General features: G+C 43.1%; 16 protein-coding genes. All 16 read left to right on the top strand.

Annotation, left to right across the window (positions count from 1 at the left end; translation table 11 throughout):
- Positions 1 to 180: 180 nt before the first annotated feature.
- The 16 genes from HMPREF9624_RS11850 to HMPREF9624_RS02520 all read left to right on the top strand — a co-directional run bounded on the left by HMPREF9624_RS11850 (position 181) and on the right by HMPREF9624_RS02520 (position 17,658).
- Positions 181 to 333 (top strand): hypothetical protein, encoded by a 153-nt coding sequence (locus HMPREF9624_RS11850; protein ID WP_009427745.1) that lies wholly within the window; start codon positions 181 to 183, stop codon positions 331 to 333.
- The gene (locus tag HMPREF9624_RS02590; RefSeq protein WP_009536406.1) at positions 330 to 1,631 is read left to right on the top strand and encodes a tetratricopeptide repeat protein; all 1,302 of its coding nucleotides are present in this window, start codon (positions 330 to 332) and stop codon (positions 1,629 to 1,631) included. The genes HMPREF9624_RS11850 and HMPREF9624_RS02590 overlap by 4 nt, the downstream gene beginning before the upstream one ends.
- Positions 1,631 to 2,296 carry a hypothetical protein gene (locus HMPREF9624_RS02585; protein WP_009536405.1) on the top strand — a complete coding sequence of 222 codons (666 nt, stop codon included), beginning with the start codon at positions 1,631 to 1,633 and terminating at the stop codon, positions 2,294 to 2,296. The genes HMPREF9624_RS02590 and HMPREF9624_RS02585 overlap by 1 nt, the downstream gene beginning before the upstream one ends.
- A gap of 9 nt (positions 2,297 to 2,305) precedes the next feature.
- Entirely contained in the window at positions 2,306 to 3,193 is an 888-nt protein-coding gene (locus HMPREF9624_RS02580) for a hypothetical protein (RefSeq protein ID WP_009536404.1), read from the top strand.
- 32 nt (positions 3,194 to 3,225) lie between these two features.
- Positions 3,226 to 4,071, top strand: a complete 846-nt coding sequence (cdaA, locus tag HMPREF9624_RS02575; RefSeq protein ID WP_009428492.1) for a diadenylate cyclase CdaA — start codon at positions 3,226 to 3,228, stop codon at positions 4,069 to 4,071.
- On the top strand, positions 4,068 to 5,222 hold the full coding sequence (locus tag HMPREF9624_RS02570; protein WP_009536403.1) for a CdaR family protein: 1,155 nt from the start codon (positions 4,068 to 4,070) through the stop codon (positions 5,220 to 5,222). Before cdaA ends, HMPREF9624_RS02570 begins: the two co-directional genes overlap by 4 nt.
- Positions 5,219 to 6,532 (top strand): O-antigen polymerase, encoded by a 1,314-nt coding sequence (locus tag HMPREF9624_RS02565; RefSeq protein WP_009536402.1) that lies wholly within the window; start codon positions 5,219 to 5,221, stop codon positions 6,530 to 6,532. Before HMPREF9624_RS02570 ends, HMPREF9624_RS02565 begins: the two co-directional genes overlap by 4 nt.
- Positions 6,529 to 7,629, top strand: coding sequence for an AI-2E family transporter (locus HMPREF9624_RS02560; RefSeq protein ID WP_009536401.1), 1,101 nt, complete (start codon positions 6,529 to 6,531; stop codon positions 7,627 to 7,629). The genes HMPREF9624_RS02565 and HMPREF9624_RS02560 overlap by 4 nt, the downstream gene beginning before the upstream one ends.
- A gap of 17 nt (positions 7,630 to 7,646) precedes the next feature.
- Positions 7,647 to 9,062 carry a methyltransferase RsmF C-terminal domain-like protein gene (locus tag HMPREF9624_RS02555; protein WP_009536400.1) on the top strand — a complete coding sequence of 472 codons (1,416 nt, stop codon included), beginning with the start codon at positions 7,647 to 7,649 and terminating at the stop codon, positions 9,060 to 9,062.
- A 154-nt stretch (positions 9,063 to 9,216) separates the two neighbouring features.
- Positions 9,217 to 10,581, top strand: a complete 1,365-nt coding sequence (locus HMPREF9624_RS02550; protein WP_009536399.1) for a carboxyl transferase domain-containing protein — start codon at positions 9,217 to 9,219, stop codon at positions 10,579 to 10,581.
- Between the two features lie 11 nt (positions 10,582 to 10,592).
- Entirely contained in the window at positions 10,593 to 11,399 is an 807-nt protein-coding gene (locus HMPREF9624_RS02545) for an OadG family protein (RefSeq protein ID WP_009536398.1), read from the top strand.
- 9 nt (positions 11,400 to 11,408) lie between these two features.
- The gene (locus HMPREF9624_RS02540; protein ID WP_009536397.1) at positions 11,409 to 11,786 is read left to right on the top strand and encodes a biotin/lipoyl-containing protein; all 378 of its coding nucleotides are present in this window, start codon (positions 11,409 to 11,411) and stop codon (positions 11,784 to 11,786) included.
- Positions 11,787 to 11,805: 19 nt separating this feature from the next.
- Positions 11,806 to 12,954 carry a sodium ion-translocating decarboxylase subunit beta gene (locus tag HMPREF9624_RS02535; RefSeq protein WP_009428501.1) on the top strand — a complete coding sequence of 383 codons (1,149 nt, stop codon included), beginning with the start codon at positions 11,806 to 11,808 and terminating at the stop codon, positions 12,952 to 12,954.
- Positions 12,955 to 12,967: 13 nt separating this feature from the next.
- Positions 12,968 to 14,365 carry an oxaloacetate decarboxylase subunit alpha gene (locus HMPREF9624_RS02530; protein ID WP_009429238.1) on the top strand — a complete coding sequence of 466 codons (1,398 nt, stop codon included), beginning with the start codon at positions 12,968 to 12,970 and terminating at the stop codon, positions 14,363 to 14,365.
- A gap of 299 nt (positions 14,366 to 14,664) precedes the next feature.
- Entirely contained in the window at positions 14,665 to 16,407 is a 1,743-nt protein-coding gene (locus tag HMPREF9624_RS02525; protein ID WP_009536396.1) for an SH3 domain-containing protein, read from the top strand.
- 15 nt (positions 16,408 to 16,422) lie between these two features.
- Positions 16,423 to 17,658, top strand: a complete 1,236-nt coding sequence (locus HMPREF9624_RS02520) for a cohesin domain-containing protein (protein ID WP_009536395.1) — start codon at positions 16,423 to 16,425, stop codon at positions 17,656 to 17,658.
- Positions 17,659 to 17,771: the final 113 nt, after the last annotated feature.

Genomic DNA, 17,771 nt, shown 5'->3' with positions numbered 1-17,771 from the left:
CTTTCCATGTTTCTGATTCTCCCTTGCTTGAATGCCTATATAACTTATGTTAGAATCTAACGATGATGCGGTTTTCGTAAACGATTACTGGAGTTTATAGGATAGGGATGTGAGAGTCAAGATGCTTTCACAGATTGTTCATATAAAAACGGGTTAGCTAAGTTTTATTAAAGGAGCGCTATGATAGACTTTGAAAAAGAAATTCAAAGATTTAAACCGAGTTTGGATGTCGATCAGCTGGAAGATGCCATTTTAAAGGTGGATTTGACTGATATGAATGATTTGATGACGCAGCTTATTGAAGACGCCATGAAGAAGGGAAATACCCAATGAAATATGACGTCACCTTAGAAAGAATTGCCAATTGTTATTATAATCTGGGATTGGAACGAGCAAGGCTAAGGGATTTGAGCGGCGCGGCGGAATTGCTGAAGAAGGCACTCCATTATGATAAATATCAAAAAGAAGCCAGGAATTTGTTAGGGCTTATTTTCTTTGAAATGGGTGAGGTTGCAGATGCGCTTGTGCAATGGGTCATCAGCATGAACCTTTTGCCGGAGGACAATATTGCGGATTATTACTTGGATGAGATTCAGCGTAAACCGGCAATTCTCCGCATTTGTTCCGACAATGTAAAGCGTTACAATCAGGCTTTGGATTATGCACAGCATAACAATGCGGATCTTGCGGTTTTCCAGTTGAATCAGGTTATTGCGGACAGCCCCAATTATGTTAAAGCGCATATTCTTCTGGCTCTTCTTTATATGAAGAGAAATGACTGGGTAAAGGCGGGGAAAAGTCTTTATTTGGTATTAAAGATTGACCGGAATAATCCGAATGCTCTGGTGCTTATGGATATTGTGAAGAAGAACACCGGAAGAGCGGAAATCGAACAAAATAGGCTGAAAAATGTATTTTCGCATAGAAAGATGATGGATGATGACGTCATGATGCCGCAGGAGATTAAACAACTTTCTCCATGGTCCGTTTCCCTGCTTTTGCTATTGGGTGCCGTGATTGCCTTGTTTGTATATTATCTTCTTATGTTGCCGGCCGGAATCCGCACTGCCAATGCCAAAAACAATCAGGTCCTGATTACGTATACGGAGAAACTTGATGCGGCGAATCAGAAACTGAGCAATTTGGAAGAAGAAAATAAAAAAATGCAGCAGAGCTATGATGAAGCAAAGGCAAATCTGGATCGTTACGAGAATCAAAATGCTTCCTTTATGGCACAGTATCAAAGCTTGGTTAATATCAATAATGCACTGTCTACGGGGGATATTTTGACAGCTGCCGAGGCTTATACGAAGCTGGATCAAAGTACGATTACGGATGAAAGCTTACAGAACATGCTTTCTTCCGTGAAATCGCAGATGGAGGGAAATGTTTACCTTCGTTTGCAGGAAATGGGAACCGCGGCATGGAATTCCGGAAGGACGGATGAAGCTTTGCAGTATTATACCTGGAGTGTGAAGATCAGACGAGAAGCGGAGAACCTCTTCCTCTTGGCTAGGTTACAACAGACTGTAGGCAATACTGCAGAGGCCAATCAAAACTTTGACGCAGTAGTCGGAGAGTTTCCGAGCTCCCCCTATGCTGAGCGTGCTCGAAACGCAAGAGGGTATTAATGTTAAAGAAAAGCAAGATCATTGCCATGACGAAACTGGCAATTTATGAAAAACATAAAGGCGAAGAAGCCTTGGAAATCACGAAGTATTATAGGGAAGACTATATTTCCAATCGGATTTTACAAGGAGTTATTCGTTATACAGCTATTTTCATTCTCTTGCTTTTCATGTATTTGTTGATGCAGGGCGAGGAACTGCTCTATAAAATGAGCTTTGTTTTTCTTGTCGGTCTGGGAAGAAAGATTGTGATTCTCTATTTAATGGGATTAACCTTCTTTGTTGCGGTTTTTCTTCTTTTCTCCTATTTTACCTATGAAAAGGCTTTGGAAGAAAGACAGAAAGTGGAACAGGGTCTGGAGGAAATCCTTTCTTTGAGCCAGGGTTCTAAAGAACCGAAGAGACCGGGAGAAAAGGAAAAAGCCGGAGGAAATGCGGTACAGTATGCGCGAAAGGAAGTACAGGATATCGTCCTGCAGATGAAAAGAGAGGGCGAAAAATTGGACTTTACACCGCTTTACAGCAGGGATAGAGAAGGAAAAGAAAGCGCAGGAAAGAAAACGTCTCTTTCCGGAAATACCGTTACAAAAAAGAAGCCCGTGGAAAAGGCTTTGAATAAAAAAAGCGGAGATTGGCTGGATGCAGCGGATGATTGGTTGGATGAGTAGGGAGAGTACATGGAAACATTAAGGCAGTATCGGGAAAATTTACAAAAAATCTATGGGAAAAATGATTATTGGATGGTTCCGATTTTTCGTTCTCTTTTTTCTATGACATTTCTCTTCTTTCTCAGCCGGTATCTGCAGATGACGGGGAAACTCGGAAATCCTATGGTGATTCTCAGCTTGGGATTACTTTCCTTTTTTCTGCCGTTTTCCTTCGTCCCCTGTCTTAGCGGAATATTTCTGCTGTATTATTTTTATACGCAGTCGATTCTTTTACTGGGAGTCGGTGCACTGTTTTTTGTCTTTATATTTATTATACAGAGCAGTGTAAGAGGGAAATATGCGATTCTTATTGCAGCAATGCCGTTGTGCTTTTTCTTTAGAATTCCCTATTTTCTGCCCTTACTGATGGGGCTTACTATGGGTTTAAGTGCTGTTATTTCTCTGGATCTTGGCATTCTCGTTTATTATTTTCTGCGCTATATCCGGGAATATAAGGATAAATTCAGTACCGGTGGGGATTTGGTGGAACAGCTTGATGCTTTTTCCGGGAATTTAGCTCCTTTTATCAAAAACAAGGAACTCTTTTTGGTGCTTTTACTTTTTACATTGGCAGCTTTAGCCATTTTTGTGATTCGAAATTTCAGTTTCAACTATTCTTTTGAAACGGCGCTGGCAATCGGTCTGTGTCTGGAATCGACGGCATTTATCCTTTATCCGGCAGTGGGGATGAAGATGAATTTAACGGGAGAGTTGCTTTCCTTCCTCTTATCCGCAGTTTTATCGATAGTAGCTTTGTTTTTTTGGCATGATGCGGATTATCGGGGGACGGAATTTGTGCAGTTTGAAGATGATGCCTATTACTATCATGTTAAGGCGGTTCCGAAGAAAAAAGCTTAGTCATTCTTGGTATGTGTAGAAGGGAGTAAAAAGTGAATCTGATTACAAAAATGCGAGGATGGGTCAGTTTATTACCCTCCTTCAGTTTTACAGGGCTTCTGGAAATCGCGATTCTTTCGGCTCTAATTTATATTATCCTTCTCTGGATTAAAAATACCAAGGCTTGGCAACTATTAAAAGGAATTTTAATCATTATTCTCTTTACCGCCTTTGCCGTTTTCTTCCATTTAACAACCATAGTATGGCTGATTGAGAGATTGTCCACGGCTGCAATCATTGCAATCGTGATTATTTTCCAACCGGAACTTCGTAAGGCGCTGGAGCAGCTCGGTTCGAAAAATTTGATTAGTCAGTTTCGGGCGGGAGAAAGAAAAGCTTATACCCATATCAATCAGGAACTGATAGCAGCTTGCAGTGTTATGTCGGAAAATAAAACCGGTGCATTGATTGTCTTGGAGCAGATGCAAAGTCTGGAGGAGATAGAAAAGACCGGAATCTATGTTGACGGAATTGTTACGGCGGCTTTACTGATTAATATTTTTGAAAAAAATACGCCCCTGCATGATGGCGCGGTAGTGATTTCCAATGGGAGAATTTCTTCCGCAACCTGCTATCTGCCTCTATCCGATGCCGAGATTTCCAAGGCTTACGGTACAAGGCACAGGGCGGCACTGGGAATCTCCGAAAACTCCGATTCCATTACCCTGGTGGTTTCCGAGGAGACGGGAAGAATCTCCGTTGCGGTAGAGGGAAAATTACATCGTGTGAAGGATGCGGAGGGGCTTTTAAAATATCTTCCGAAAGAGGAAGACGGCGAAGAAAAGAAGTCTTTCTTGACGCAGCTTTTTGCCATAGGAAGAAAGAAGGAAGAGGAATGAAGTATTTCAAAAATAATTTATCCTTAAAATTGTTTAGTATAGGTCTGGCTCTCTTACTATGGCTGATTGTCTTTAATGTTTCCAATCCGGAGCAAAAGGGAAGCCGAACCGTGGAACTGAATATTTTAAATCAGGATGCATTTTCCGCGGACAACAAGACTTGGGAGATTGACAGGAATACGGTTACGGTCAGTTATACCGTACGAAGCAATATGGCATCCTCCGTACAGGCTTCCGACTTTAATGCGTATATTGATTTAAAGGATTACTCCATAACCGGGGCTGTTCCGGTTTATGTGGAATTGAAAAATTCGGAAAACAGCAGTGTGATTCAGGATATTGTTGCGAAACCTTCCGTTGTTCGGGTTTCCGTAGAAGATTTACAAATTAAAAAATTTACTTTGACAACAAACAGAAGAGGAAAAGAAAAGGATGGATATGTGGTTTCGTCCATTCATACTGAACCGGAGACCATCTATGCTACCGGGCCGGAGTCTTCCATCGGAAGAATTTCCTCTATCGGGATTTTGATCAATGTAGACGGTTTAAGCGAAAATACCAGCGGAAAAGAAAAGGCGGTTTTCTATGATGCGAATGGGAAGACCATTGATTCTTTAGAAAATGTAACTTTGTCCCAGTCGGAAATAGACTACACAATCGTTGTCAATAAGAAAAAGAATTTAAAAATTACATCTTCGACGACCGGCAATCCGCAGAGCGGATATTCTTTGTCCGGAATTGAAATATCTCCTTCCACGGTCTCCGTTTCGGGAAATGAGAGCTTGTTGGAGTCCGTTACCGCGATCAGTCTTCCTGCAGTCGATGTCGCTTCTGCAAATACGGATGTAAAAAAGGAAATTTCCATAGTGGATTATCTTCCAAAGGGAATTTCTCTTGCAGAACCGAACAGTACGGTTACTGTTACGGCAAAGATTCAGAAAAACGAGGAGACAACGAAAGAAAGCACGGTGAAGGAAGAAAGCGAGAGCACGACGGAAGAATCCAAGACGGAAACTACGGCGGAGAGCAGTACAGAGGAAACGAAGGAAAGTAAAGAAACAAAAGAAAGTAAGGAAAGTAAGGAAGGGAAAGAAAGTAAGGAAGGCAAATCAAGCGAAGAGAAGCAGACAAAGGATGCGGAAAAGGAATGAAAACAGTAAAAGTATTGAGTGTCTACAGTGTCGTCTACTTTTTGGCCTTCGTCGTAAAGACACGGGGGTTGTCCCTTCTTTCCTCCTTTTTGTTCCTCTTTCTTGCCGTATTTTTGTACTGTGTTGAAAAAAAAGAGGAAAAAAACAGTCTCCCACTTTGCGGTTTGTTTGCGCTGGGATTATTGGGGGGCGAGGGAATTGCCGTCTTGCAGCTGAGCAGGCTTTCGCTACCTTGGTCTAACACGATGTGGCTCAGTTTATATTTGGCGTATTTCTGTTTTTATTTGGCTTATCATCTCTTTCCGTACATTGTCTCGTTTCCGGAAAAACGGGAGAGAGAAAGAAGTGCCGGGCAGGATGCAAAGTTCCTGAAACGTTGCATCCTTTTTTTACTGGGAATTTCTTACCTGTCTTTTTCGATAGAAGCGATTTCCTTGGGCTACATTCCGCTTTTTACGGAAAATACACCGCATGCCTATTCTTACTTTCATTTAAAAGGCTTACATTACTTTACTACTCTTTTCGTTCTCGTTCCCATGCTTCTTCCCTGTCTGCATAAACTGGAAAAAAAGATTGGCTTATTTAGCTATATCAGCTTTTTTCTGTCCCTTCTTCTGCCTATTCTTCTGGTTTCACGCTACCAACTTATTTTTTCTATTTTACTGTTTCTATTTTCTCTTTTTTTGGAAGGATATCGTCCGAAGTGGAGGAAGGTAGCTGTTCTCTTTTTCTTTTTAGGCGTTTGTTATGTTGTATTGACCATTGAGCGTGCTCATTCCGTGTCGTATCTCCTGGATATTTTTGAAATGAAGAATCGGAATATTCCGATTGTTTTGGTTCAGCCGTATATGTACGTGGCCAATAACTTTGAGAATTTGAATTTACTGACGATAAATCTGGCTGCGCATTCCAACGGCTTTAAAATGGCCTATCCGTTTCTTACCTTATCGGGCCTGAAGTTTTTTATAGAGTTTCCGCTTGCATACCCGCTTTATTTAACGAAGGAAGAACTGAGTACTTTAACGATATTGTATGATGCCTACTATGATTTTGGACTTCTTGGCGTGGTTCTGTTTTCTGCGGTATTGGGAGGAATGGGGGAAATTCTTTATGCCCTGCAATCCGTAAAAAAGAATCCCTTTCTTAGCGGGATTGTAGCGCAATTTTCTTTCTACCTTCTCTTTTCCTTTTTTACAACCTGGTTTTCCAATGCTTCGAGTATTTTTTATTTTGGGGTCAGTATTTTCTTTGCGATTCTATGGCAAAGGAAGGAAGAGAAGAGGACAAAGCAGGGAAAGGAGAAGAAATGAAAAAAATACTTTTGCTAAGCTACAGGATTTGTTTTCCGATTGCAATCACGGCCATTTTTCTGATTTTGCTTCCTCGTGTGCTTCTGTTTTTCCTTCCGTTTACTTTAGGAGCGGTTCTTGCTTTACTTTCGGAGCCTCTGATTCGACTTGGAAGAAAAGTGTTTCCTTTTTTGAAAAAGGATCAGCTTTCTGTTTTAGTGATTTTGCTTCTGTTTTTGCTTTTCGCTACCTTGCTCTATCTATTGATTTTACTCGGCCTTCCTTTTGTGACGAAGAAAATGGCAGGCTTTCCCGAGTATCTTCTTTCGATAAAGGAAATGAGTTTGGAAACGCTGGAAACTTTGCGAAACTTCCTTCCGGAAAGTTTTCGGGGCGTTTTTTTGGATCTGCCGAATAAAATGGAGAGTTTCGGAAAGAATCTTTTAAAAAATTGGTCTTCTCCCGCACTACGGCTTTCCCTGCACTTTGTCAGCGGCCTGCCGGAACTTCTGCTGTATTTTGTCTTAACCATTCTTTCGGCACTGTCTTTTGTAAAGGATGGAGGGAAAATAGTTGAAGGACTCAAGGCTTTGGTTCCACACAGTTTTAGGCATTATGGAGAGCTCCTGCGGGAAGATGGAAAAAAGATTTTAAAGGGATATATTCTTGCACAGTTCGAAATTATGTTTTGTGTATTTCTTCTTTTGGCTCTGGGATTCAGTTTTTTGAAAGTTCCCTATGGGATTTTTCTGGCTTTTTTAACTGCATTTTTGGATGCGCTGCCGGTTTTTGGTGTGGGCTTTATCATGTGGCCCTGGATGTTGATGCTTCTGTTGCAGGGACGTTTTGTGCTCTTTCTGGCTCTACTGGTTCTGTATATTCTAAGTCAGATGATCCGGCAGTTTTTACAACCTAAAATTATCGGAGAAGCAATCGGGCTTCCTCCTATTTTGGCTCTATTGTTTTTGTTTCTGGGATATAAATTTTACAGTTTGTCGGGAATGGTCCTGGCTTTGCCTGTCGGGATGTTGTTGCTTCGTTTTTATCATTATGGAGCATATGACGGTCTGTTTCAGTCCGCTAAAGAGCTGAGAGAAGTCTTGCTGGAATATCTGTAAGGAGAGAAAGGAAAGGCATGCTTAGAGAGAGTCAAAAAATACCGGAAGAATTTTTAGACAGAATGCGGAAGCTTTTTCCGGAGGAAGAGGAGTGGGAACGTTTTCTTGCCTCCCTTTCGGAAAAACCCAAAAGAGGACTTCGCCTGAATTTACAAAAATTGAAAAAAGCGGAAAAAGCGGGTTTTTCTTTTGAAAAATGGAAAGAGGCATGGAAGCTCAAAGCTCTTTTTCCGAAAAAAGAGGAAATGGATTTTCCGGAAGGAGAAGAAATCGATTTTTCGGAGAACAGAGAATATCTTGTTTGCGAAGAGGAATCAGGATGCCGGGCGGAAATCGGAAGAGATCCCTATCATGAAGGCGGCCTATACTATATTCAGGATCCCTCCGCCATGGAGGTGGTTTCCGGAATGCATATTCGTCCGTTTGACCGTTGTCTCGATCTATGCGCAGCACCGGGGGGAAAGAGTCTTCATATGGCAGACCGTTTGGATGGACATAGGGGCGGTTTTCTGCTTTCCAATGAGTATGTGGGAGAGCGAGCAAGAATTCTGTCCCAAAATGCGGAGAGGATGGGCTATGCCAATCTTTGCGTGGTAAATGAAAGGCCTCAAAATTTAGCGGAAAAATATCCGGGATTTTTTTCCAGAATTCTGGTGGATGCCCCCTGTTCCGGGGAAGGAATGTTTCGAAAAAGTGAAGAGGCTATAACGGATTGGTCACCGGATTTGGTTGAAAAATGTGTTTTAAGGCAAAAAGAAATTTTGAAGGAAGCTTTTCTCATGCTTAGGGAAGGGGGAGAGCTGGCCTATTCAACCTGTACTTTTGAAGAGGCCGAAAACGAAGGGATCCGCAAGTGGATTTTGGAGGAGAATTTGGATTATCAATTCCTGGGAGAGAAGCGACTTTATTTTCATCATGCAAAGGGTGAAGGACAGTACTATGCTTATTTTAAAAAGGCAGGGCAGGATTTAGAAGAGAAGAAGCAGAGAACGGAATATTCCATTTTGAAAAAGAATAAGTCGATTTTTTTGTATCCCGCTTTTTTAAGTGTTTTTCAAGATTTAAAGCTGTTCCGTTTAGGAATCCGCATTTTCGAAGAGGGAAAGAACGGATGGGAATACAGTCACGGACTGAGCCATGCATTGAATTTGGAAGAAATACTACCTATCGTGGAAGAGCAAAGGTTGGAGAAAAAATACAAGCTTCTTTACGGGATTTATCTCACTAGAGAGGATAAACGGATAGAGGACTATCTTTACGGAAATGAAATTCCGATTGCCGAAGAAGAACTGCAAGTTCTATTGCCCGGAAAAATGGCGGAGAAATCAGGAATGGGGATTTTGTACTGTGACGGAATTCCTCTTGGCTTCGGATACTATCGAAACGGAAGGCTTCGAAATTATTATCCCAAGGGTTTGCGATACAGAAAATAAAAATCAAGCAGATACGTTAAGTATTTAACAGTCTATATCAATATATTTACATAGAAGGCTTAAAATCGTCTTAAAATCCCTTGAACTCAATATCCCTATCGTTTACAATACCAAAGAATATGACTTGATTCATATATAGAAATGGAGGAGACTTATGGATTCTAAGGCAAGAAGCCGTATAGAGGCATTGCTGGACGCACAAAGCTTTGTGGAAATCGGCGCTTTGGTAAAAAGTAGAAGTACCGACTTTTTACAGGGTGCTGAAAAAGCGGCATCGGATGGTGTTATCTGCGGCTATGGAAGCATTTCCGGAAAGCCGGTATACATTTATGCGCAAAACAGAGATGTGCTGTCCGGTTCAGTTGGGGAAATGCATGGCAGAAAGATTGCTCATCTTTATGACATGGCAATGAAAATGGGAGCTCCGGTGGTGGAACTTTTGGATTCCAGCGGAATTCGTTTGGAAGAGGCTACAGATGCACTATATGCCCTCTCCAAGCTTTACAAGAAAAAAGCGCAGGCAAAGGGCCTGATTCCATTATATTCTGTACTCTACGGACAGGCAGGCGGCGGAATGGCGCTTCTTGCTTCTCTTTCAGACTTTTGCTTTATGGAGAATCAGGAAGGAAGACTCTTTATCAATGCTCCTGATGCGGTAAAGGGAAATAAAGATGCATCTTTTTCTGAAGGAAAAGCACAGGAAGAGGCCGGAAATGTTGATTTTTCCGGAACGGAAGAAGAAATTGTGAAAGAGCTCAAGAAGGCATTTACCTTCCTCCCCGCCAACAATGAAGATGCAGCCTACAATGAGGATGTGGAAGACAATTTAAACCGTGCTGTGGATGGATTCTTCGATTTAAAGGGTAGAGAAGCTTTGACGATTCTTTCCGATGAAGGAGAAATTTTTGAGGTAAAGAGAGCTTACGGAGAAGAGGCGGTTACCGCATTTATCCGTTTAAACGGTCAGACAGTGGGCGGAATTGCCACAAACGGGGGAGCTTTGCATTGGAAGGATATTGCGAAAATGAACCGCTTCATCCGTTTCTGTAATACGTACTCGCTTCCGATTCTTACACTCTGTGATACCACAGGCTTTGAGAATTGCCTTTGCAATGAAAAGCATTTGGGAACAGAGATGGCTGAGCTTTTGTCCGCTTACGGTAATGCTTCCGTGCCAATGGTCACGGTGGTAAAGAAGGCTGTAGGCTCCGCAGGGGCTTGCCTTGGAAGCAAGGGTGTCGGTGCGGATCTTGTTTTTGCGTATCCCGAATCGGAGATTACCGTTATGGAGCCGGGGCTTGCTGCAAATATTTTGTACCCGGATGAGTCCTTGGAAGAAAGAGAAGCCAAGGCAAAGCGCTATTTGGAAGAAAAAGCTTCTGCAGAGAGTGCTGCGGCTCGCGGTTATATTGACGCTCTTATTTTCCCGGAAGAAACAAGACAAAGAGTTATCTCTGCTTTGGACATGCTCTACGGGAAAGCTGACTTTGATTTTCATAAAAAGTTCGGAAGCATTTAAATGGAGGAAGTATGAAGAAAATAAAGCGAATCTTTATTCTCCTTTCCGTTCTTCTCTTCTCCGCTTTTCTTCTGTCCTGTTCTAAAAAAGAAGAGGAAAGTACTTCGGTATCTGCCGAAGAAGCATCAGGACTGGAAGGGGTCATTACCAATTATTTCCAGCAGATTGAAGCGCAGGATGATGAGCAGTTGGAAGAAAGCATCAACAGTGCCTATAAGGCCAAGGAAGAATTATTTTACAATGCTCTGTCCAATTATAAGAATGCTAAGAAGGATTTAGGAGAATTTCAAGAAATTGAAAAAGTAGATGTAAAAAAAGAGGGTGATACCTATGTGGTTGACCTTCATGCCAAATATGCCAAGCGTGAATTGATTTTTCATGCCGCTTTACATGATGACTATTCCGGGTTTAGCGAACTGAGCTTCAATCCCGTCTACAGTCTTTCCGAAAAGCTTTTTGCCGCTTTCCAGAATATGATTGTCGGTATGGGAACCGTATTTGCGGTTTTAATCTTCATTGCTTGGATTATCAGTTTATTTGCGCATTTACACAGATGGGAAGTCCGACAGGCGGAAAAAAAGAAGGAAAGAGATGGAAAGAGCAGTTCGGTAGCGTCTTCTCCTGCTGTGGTTAGCCCGGAGAAGCCTGCAGTTCCTGTTTTGGAAAAAGAAGAGGGGATTTCCGAAGAGCTTCTGTCCGTCATTCTGATGGCGGCGGTAAAGGCATACGAAGAGGATTTTGCAAAGAAGAATCCCTACAGTGATGCACGTACTCTGGAAAATGGTTTGTTTGTGCGCTCGATTAAAAGAAGGAAGTAGAGGTTAAAAATGAAAGAATATACAATTACTGTAAATGGTGTGGCATATGATGTGACGGTGGATGAAAAGGGTAATGGAGGTGCTTCCGCAGCTCCTGCTGTGGCTCCTGTAGCGAAAGCCGCTGCACCCGCTGCAACCCCTGCGCCGGCACAGAAGGCATCTCAAGCGGGAAATATTTCCGTTACGGCTCCCATGCCCGGAAAAATTCTCTCTATTAAAGTTAAAGAAGGGGACAGTGTTCACAGCGGAGATGTACTTCTGGTACTGGAAGCCATGAAGATGGAAAATGACATCGTTGCACCGAAGGACGGTACCGTAGTCAGCATTAATACCAAGGTTGGAGACAGCGTGGAGTCCGCTCAAGTACTTATTGGCCTGCAGGGTTAAGCAGTTAGGAGGATATGAGATGAATATAGTAGAGACCTTTTTAAATCTACTAGAACAAACCGCATTCTTCAGCTTAAGCTACGGGAACTACTTGATGATTTGCGTTGCCTTGATTTTTTTATACTTAGGGATTGCAAAAGGCTTCGAGCCGCTTCTTATGGTTCCCATTGCTTTCGGAATGCTTTTAGTAAATATCTATCCGGACATTATGCTCAGTCCGGAAAAATCAATAAACGGTACAGGGGGATTGCTTTGGTATTTCTTCCGTTTGGATGAGTGGACGATTTTTCCTTCTCTGATTTTCCTCGGTGTAGGGGCACAGACGGATTTCTCCCCTCTTATTGCAAACCCGATCAGCTTTCTTCTCGGAGCGGCTGCACAGTTCGGAATTTATGCGGCATACTTCTTTGCCATTTTTATGGGCTTTAACGGCGCCGCTGCCGCTGCAATCTCCATTATCGGAGGTGCGGACGGCCCGACTTCCATTTTCCTCTGCAATAAGCTCGGTCAAACGGCCTTACTTGGTCCGATTGCCGTTGCGGCATATAGCTATATGTCTTTGGTGCCGATTATTCAGCCGCCTATTATGCGTGCTTTAACAACGAAAGAAGAAAGAATGTGCAGGATGGAACAGCTTCGCCCGGTTTCCAAGCTGGAAAGGATTCTCTTCCCTATCGTTGTAACTGTTGTGGTTTGCCTTTTACTGCCGACTACGGCTCCTCTTGTGGGAATGCTGATGCTCGGAAACCTTTTTAAGGAGTCCGGAGTAGTGAGACAGTTAACCGAAACGGCAGCGAATGCTATGATGTATATCGTAGTTATCTTACTGGGAACCTCTGTTGGAGCCACCACTTCTGCGGAAGCTTTCCTGAATTTGGATACCTTGAAAATTGTACTTCTCGGTCTGATTGCCTTTGCTTTCGGTACAGCCGCCGGTGTTTTACTTGGAAAAGTGATGTATTACTTGTCCGGCAAGAAGATCAATCCGTTAATCGGTTCCGCCGGCGTTTCCGCCGTGCCTATGGCAGCCAGAGTTTCACAAAAGGTGGGAGCGGAGTCCGACCCGACCAACTTCCTGCTTATGCATGCCATGGGACCAAATGTAGCGGGAGTAATCGGAACCGCCGTTGCGGCAGGCATGTTTATGGCTGTTTTTGGGGTAAAATAAGAAAGGGGAATTTATGGCTAAAGTTAAAATCACGGAAACGGTGCTCAGAGATGCGCATCAGTCCTTAATTGCCACCAGAATGCCCAGTGAGCTGATGGAGCCGATACTGGATCAGATGGATGAAGTAGGATATCACGCTGTAGAGTGCTGGGGAGGAGCAACCTTTGACGCTTGCCTCCGTTTTTTAAAGGAAGATCCATGGGAACGTCTCAGAATGTTTAAGAGACACTTTAAAAATACAAAGCTGCAGATGCTTTTCAGAGGACAGAATATCTTAGGCTACAACCACTATGCCGATGATGTGGTCGAGTATTTCGTAGAGAAATCTATTGCAAACGGCATTGATATTATTCGTATCTTTGACTGTTTAAATGATATTCGGAATTTGGAAACGGCGGTAAAGGCTTGTAATAAAGAGGGTGGACATGCGCAGATTGCCCTTTGCTATACTTTGGGAGATGCCTATACCTTGGAGTATTGGGAAAATCTCGCCCGAGAGGTGGAAAACCTCGGCGCCGATTCTCTTTGCATTAAAGATATGGCGGGCTTACTTCTTCCGAAGCAGGCCACAGAATTGGTGGAGGCCTTAAAGAAGGGAACCAAGCTGCCGATTGAAATGCATACACACTATACCACCGGAATGGCTTCCATGACCTATTTAAAGGCAATTGAGGCAGGGGCCGATATCATTGACACGGCATCAACTCCTTTCGCCATGGGAACTTCCCAGCCGTCCACGGACGTTATGGTTGCCGCTTTACAGGGAACGGAATATGATACCGGATTGGATCTTGATAAGCTGATTGCGATTTCCAATTATTTTCAGCCGTACAGAGAGGAGTGCATTAAGTCAGGGCTTCTTTCCACAAAGGTTCTCGGCGTAGATGTCAAGGCTCTGAAGTACCAGGTACCGGGCGGAATGCTCTCGAACCTCATTTCTCAGCTTCATCAGGCCGGAAAGGATGATAAGTTGCAGGAAGTGCTGGAAGAAGTACCAAGAGTGAGAAAGGACTTCGGAGAGCCTCCTCTTGTTACGCCATCCTCCCAGATTGTGGGAACCCAGGCGGTAATGAATGTCATTGCCGGAGAGCGCTACAAAATGGTGCCGAAGGAGTCTTACAAGCTTGTAGCCGGAGAATTCGGAAAAACGGTAAAGCCGATGAATCCGGAAGTGGTAGAGAAGATTCTAAAGGGAGAGAAGCAGATGACGGATCGTCCCGCAGATCATATTGCACCGCAGCTTAAGAAGTTTGAAGAAGAGGCCAAGGAGTGGACAAGACAGCCGGAAGACGTTCTGTCCTATGCACTTTTCCCGCAGGTAGCCAAAGACTTCTTCGAATATAGAAATGCACAAAGTACAGGCGTGGCTTTAAGTGCCGCGGACAAAGCAAATAAGGCTTATCCGGTATAATAAAATTTTCTTTTAGTTTAATCAAAACCACCCGTTTGACGGGTGGTTTTTGTTATGGCTAATGTCCATTCATGAAAGCCAGCGCCTTTAGACGCCGGCCCGATAACAGGGGGTTATAGCCCCCGAGCAAATCACCCGTTTGACGGGGGTATGTTTTTAAATCTTTACTTTTATCTGAATTCTTCCAATATGCATTGACTGAAGGTGGCAAAAAAATTAAACTGATTCAGAATTATGTCGATAAATAAGATAAGGTATTTTTTATATAGTTTTCGTTCATTCATGGATTAGGAGAGTTTATGCACAGGAAGCATTTCGGAGCAGTATTTTTAAGCGTCTTTTGTCTTATGACGCAGTTTACTGCTGTAGCCGCGGAAAGAGCGGCTTTAATAAAAGGAAGCATTGTTAATATAAGGTCGGAAGCAAATGTAAACAGTAAAAAAGTTGCAAATCTTTTTTCCAATACCAATGTAACGGTAGGGGATTCGGTAAAAAACAGCAATGGAGAATCGTGGTATCCCGTTACATTTTCTTCCGGAAAGGGCTATGTTCGTTCCGACTTTATTAAATTTCCGGTACAGTATCAGCGAAATGAACAGTTTGAAAACGATTTGAATCAGCAGGGCTTCCCGGAAGGCTATAAGGAGGGACTCAGGAGTCTCCATGCTGAATTTCCCAATTGGCGTTTTCAAGGCTTTAAAACCAATCTGAATTGGAATGATGTATTAGACGGGGAAATGGAAGGCACCGGCAGTCTGGTAGATAAAAATGCCATTTCTTCCTGGAAATCTACGGATGCCGGAAAATATGACTGGAATACAGGTACATGGCCGGGATTTGACGGACCGACTTGGGTTGGTGCATCCAGAGCGTTGACGGCTTATTACATGGATCCTCGAAACTTTTTTGATGAGTCGTATATTTTCCAATTTTTACTCCACAACTATAATCCCGAGGAGCAGACCAAGGAAGGGCTGAACTCCATTCTGAAAGGGAGCTTTATGGAAGGCGGGGCAAGCCCAGCATCAACACAAAGTACGACGCAGGGGTCCGAGACAAGCTCGGATGCTGTGGTTGCCGATACCGTGTCATTCGATGAAAATGTTATTGTATCCGCAGGGGGACCGGGAGAGTTTCTTTCGGGAAATGAGAGTACTAGTGCCGAAGCTTCCGGGACAAGTTCCGGAAACGTTTCGGGGATTGACTACAGTGCTATAATCATGAAGGCTGCCGAGGCTTCAAAACAAAACCCCTATGTTCTTGCTGCTATGATTTTGCAGGAGCAGGGAAAGGGAAGCAGCGGTTCCATTTCCGGAGCGAGCGGTTTATATAATTATTTTAATGTGGGCGCCTATGCAGCAAACGGAATGGGAGCGGTAGAAAGAGGAATCTGGTATGCCGGACAAAGCGGTTCCTACGGTAGACCTTGGAACAGTCCGGAGAAGTCCATCCTGGGCGGCGCACAGTTTTTTTCGGAAAATTATATGAATGCCGGACAAAATACTTTATATTTAAAGAAGTGGAATGTGCAGGGAAGTAATCTGTATAAGCACCAGTATATGACCAATGTACAGGGAGCTGCGGAAGAAGGAGCGAAACTTTCCAAGGCCTATTCATCCGATATGAAGCAAAAGGCGCTCACTTTTTCCATTCCCATTTATGAGAATATGCCAAATGAGAAGGCTGCCATTCCGACCGGAACGGGTAGCCCGAATAATCGTCTGTCTTCTCTTAGTGTGTCGGGATATACTTTAAGTCCGGCTTTTTCCGGAGATAAGCAGGCTTATACGGTAACTTTGGCAAACGGAACAAAATCTCTTACCGTGAATGCTTCGGCAATTGACGGAAAAGCGGAGATCAGCGGTGCAGGTTATCAGAGTTTGGACGGAAAAGACAGCATAAACGTTTCCGTAAGAGCGGAAAACGGATTGGAAAGAGTTTATACGATAAAGATAAACTATGGAAATGTGTCTTCTTCGGGAGGCAGTGGAAGTGAAAGCGGTGTAGAGATAGTTGAAGTCGGAAAGGGACCTTTAAACTAAAAGGGAGATATTAGTATGATGATTAAAGTAAAGTACATAGTATTCAGTCTACTTTTCGGGATGCTGTTTTCTTTTACCGTTTTAGCGTCGGACGGGCAGCTCAGCTTCTCCGATCCGACAGCCAATGTTGGGGATACCATCAGCTTGAATATGAAGGTACGCAGTGATACGCCTCTTTCCAGAGCGGATATCACACTTCGTTATGACAGTAATGTCTTGCAGTTTATTTCCGGTACGGATACGGATGGCGGTGCAGGTACGATTCGTGTTCACGGGTCCGGTACGCAAGGAGAAAACAATGCCTTAGTCTATACCATTCAGTTTAAAGCCTTAACTGCAGGTGTTTCCTCTGTAAGCGTGGAAAAGCAGGAGGTTTATTCTCAAGACGAATCACTGCTGAATTTGACCCATGTCGGCTCATCCAAGGTAAGTGTAAACGGTGCTTCTTCCACGGAAAGCAGTGCTGAGGAAAGTACGGCTTCTTCCGAAGAAAGTACGGAAGCGGACAAAGAAACGGTGAATGAAGGGGTTAAGCTTACTGCAAAAGATAAGAGCATTACCATTATGAATCCCGGTTCGGACGTCCAGATTCCCGCAGGTTTTTTGGAGAGCACCATTGATGTAGACGGGCATCAGGTGAAGGGATGGGTATGGAAGGCGGAATCCGAGCATCAATACATTATTCTTTATGGAATGAATGATGCCGGAGACTTGAGTTTCTATCGCTATGATTTAAAAGAAAAGACCATTCAACGGTATTTTCAGGATCCTTTGGAAGCGGAGCAGAAGAAGAATGCGGAGAATTATCCGGGACTTTTAGGAAAATATGATACCTTGGTCGGTAAATATAATATTCAATTCATTCTTTCCAGTGTGTTTGGCTTTACTACCTTGTTATTTATTGTTTTGTCTGCTTTCCTATGGCAAGAAAGAAATCGACTGAAAAGAATTATCAGTTTCCAAAAGGAGGGAATCCACGGGAGAGAGCTTCGCCCCAATGTAGAGGACATTTCCATGGAAGAGCTTTCCTTTGATGAAAATAAGGAAGAAGATGAATTGGATCATACCAAAATGGTTTCCGTTGTACATAAGGCGATTCCTGAAAATGATTTGGAGGATGAAGACCTCGGTGCAACCAGAAGCATTTCCATTAAAGATGAAGATTTGAAAAGAAGGAATGAAAAGAAAGCGAAACATGAAGATAAGCCGGAAGATGCAGATGATCCGGAATTGGAAATAGAAGACCTGTAGAAAATTGAGAGAGAGGCTGAGGCCTTTCTCTTTTTTCTAAGTAGTCTGCGGATAGGCGAAAGTACCTGTTGTATAATAAATTTAACTGGAGTAGGGTTTTCCCCTCTTGTTCA

Origin of the sequence: Oribacterium asaccharolyticum ACB7, from assembly GCF_000238075.1 — a bacterium.
Classification (GTDB): domain Bacteria; phylum Bacillota; class Clostridia; order Lachnospirales; family Lachnospiraceae; genus Oribacterium; species Oribacterium asaccharolyticum.
The sequence above is the reverse complement of the archived record's forward strand: the minus strand, read 5'-3'. Positions and strand labels throughout refer to the sequence as shown.

Bases quoted from the DNA above. Each gene is read 5' to 3' on its own strand.
- HMPREF9624_RS11850 (WP_009427745.1), top strand. From the start codon at position 181: ATGATAGACTTTGAAAAAGAAATTCAAAGATTTAAACCGAGTTTGGAT.
- HMPREF9624_RS02590 (WP_009536406.1), top strand. From the start codon at position 330: ATGAAATATGACGTCACCTTAGAAAGAATTGCCAATTGTTATTATAAT.
- HMPREF9624_RS02585 (WP_009536405.1), top strand. From the start codon at position 1,631: ATGTTAAAGAAAAGCAAGATCATTGCCATGACGAAACTGGCAATTTAT.
- HMPREF9624_RS02580 (WP_009536404.1), top strand. From the start codon at position 2,306: ATGGAAACATTAAGGCAGTATCGGGAAAATTTACAAAAAATCTATGGG.
- HMPREF9624_RS02570 (WP_009536403.1), top strand. From the start codon at position 4,068: ATGAAGTATTTCAAAAATAATTTATCCTTAAAATTGTTTAGTATAGGT.
- HMPREF9624_RS02565 (WP_009536402.1), top strand. From the start codon at position 5,219: ATGAAAACAGTAAAAGTATTGAGTGTCTACAGTGTCGTCTACTTTTTG.
- HMPREF9624_RS02560 (WP_009536401.1), top strand. From the start codon at position 6,529: ATGAAAAAAATACTTTTGCTAAGCTACAGGATTTGTTTTCCGATTGCA.
- HMPREF9624_RS02555 (WP_009536400.1), top strand. From the start codon at position 7,647: ATGCTTAGAGAGAGTCAAAAAATACCGGAAGAATTTTTAGACAGAATG.
- HMPREF9624_RS02550 (WP_009536399.1), top strand. From the start codon at position 9,217: ATGGATTCTAAGGCAAGAAGCCGTATAGAGGCATTGCTGGACGCACAA.
- HMPREF9624_RS02545 (WP_009536398.1), top strand. From the start codon at position 10,593: ATGAAGAAAATAAAGCGAATCTTTATTCTCCTTTCCGTTCTTCTCTTC.
- HMPREF9624_RS02540 (WP_009536397.1), top strand. From the start codon at position 11,409: ATGAAAGAATATACAATTACTGTAAATGGTGTGGCATATGATGTGACG.
- HMPREF9624_RS02535 (WP_009428501.1), top strand. From the start codon at position 11,806: ATGAATATAGTAGAGACCTTTTTAAATCTACTAGAACAAACCGCATTC.
- HMPREF9624_RS02530 (WP_009429238.1), top strand. From the start codon at position 12,968: ATGGCTAAAGTTAAAATCACGGAAACGGTGCTCAGAGATGCGCATCAG.
- HMPREF9624_RS02525 (WP_009536396.1), top strand. From the start codon at position 14,665: ATGCACAGGAAGCATTTCGGAGCAGTATTTTTAAGCGTCTTTTGTCTT.
- HMPREF9624_RS02520 (WP_009536395.1), top strand. From the start codon at position 16,423: ATGATGATTAAAGTAAAGTACATAGTATTCAGTCTACTTTTCGGGATG.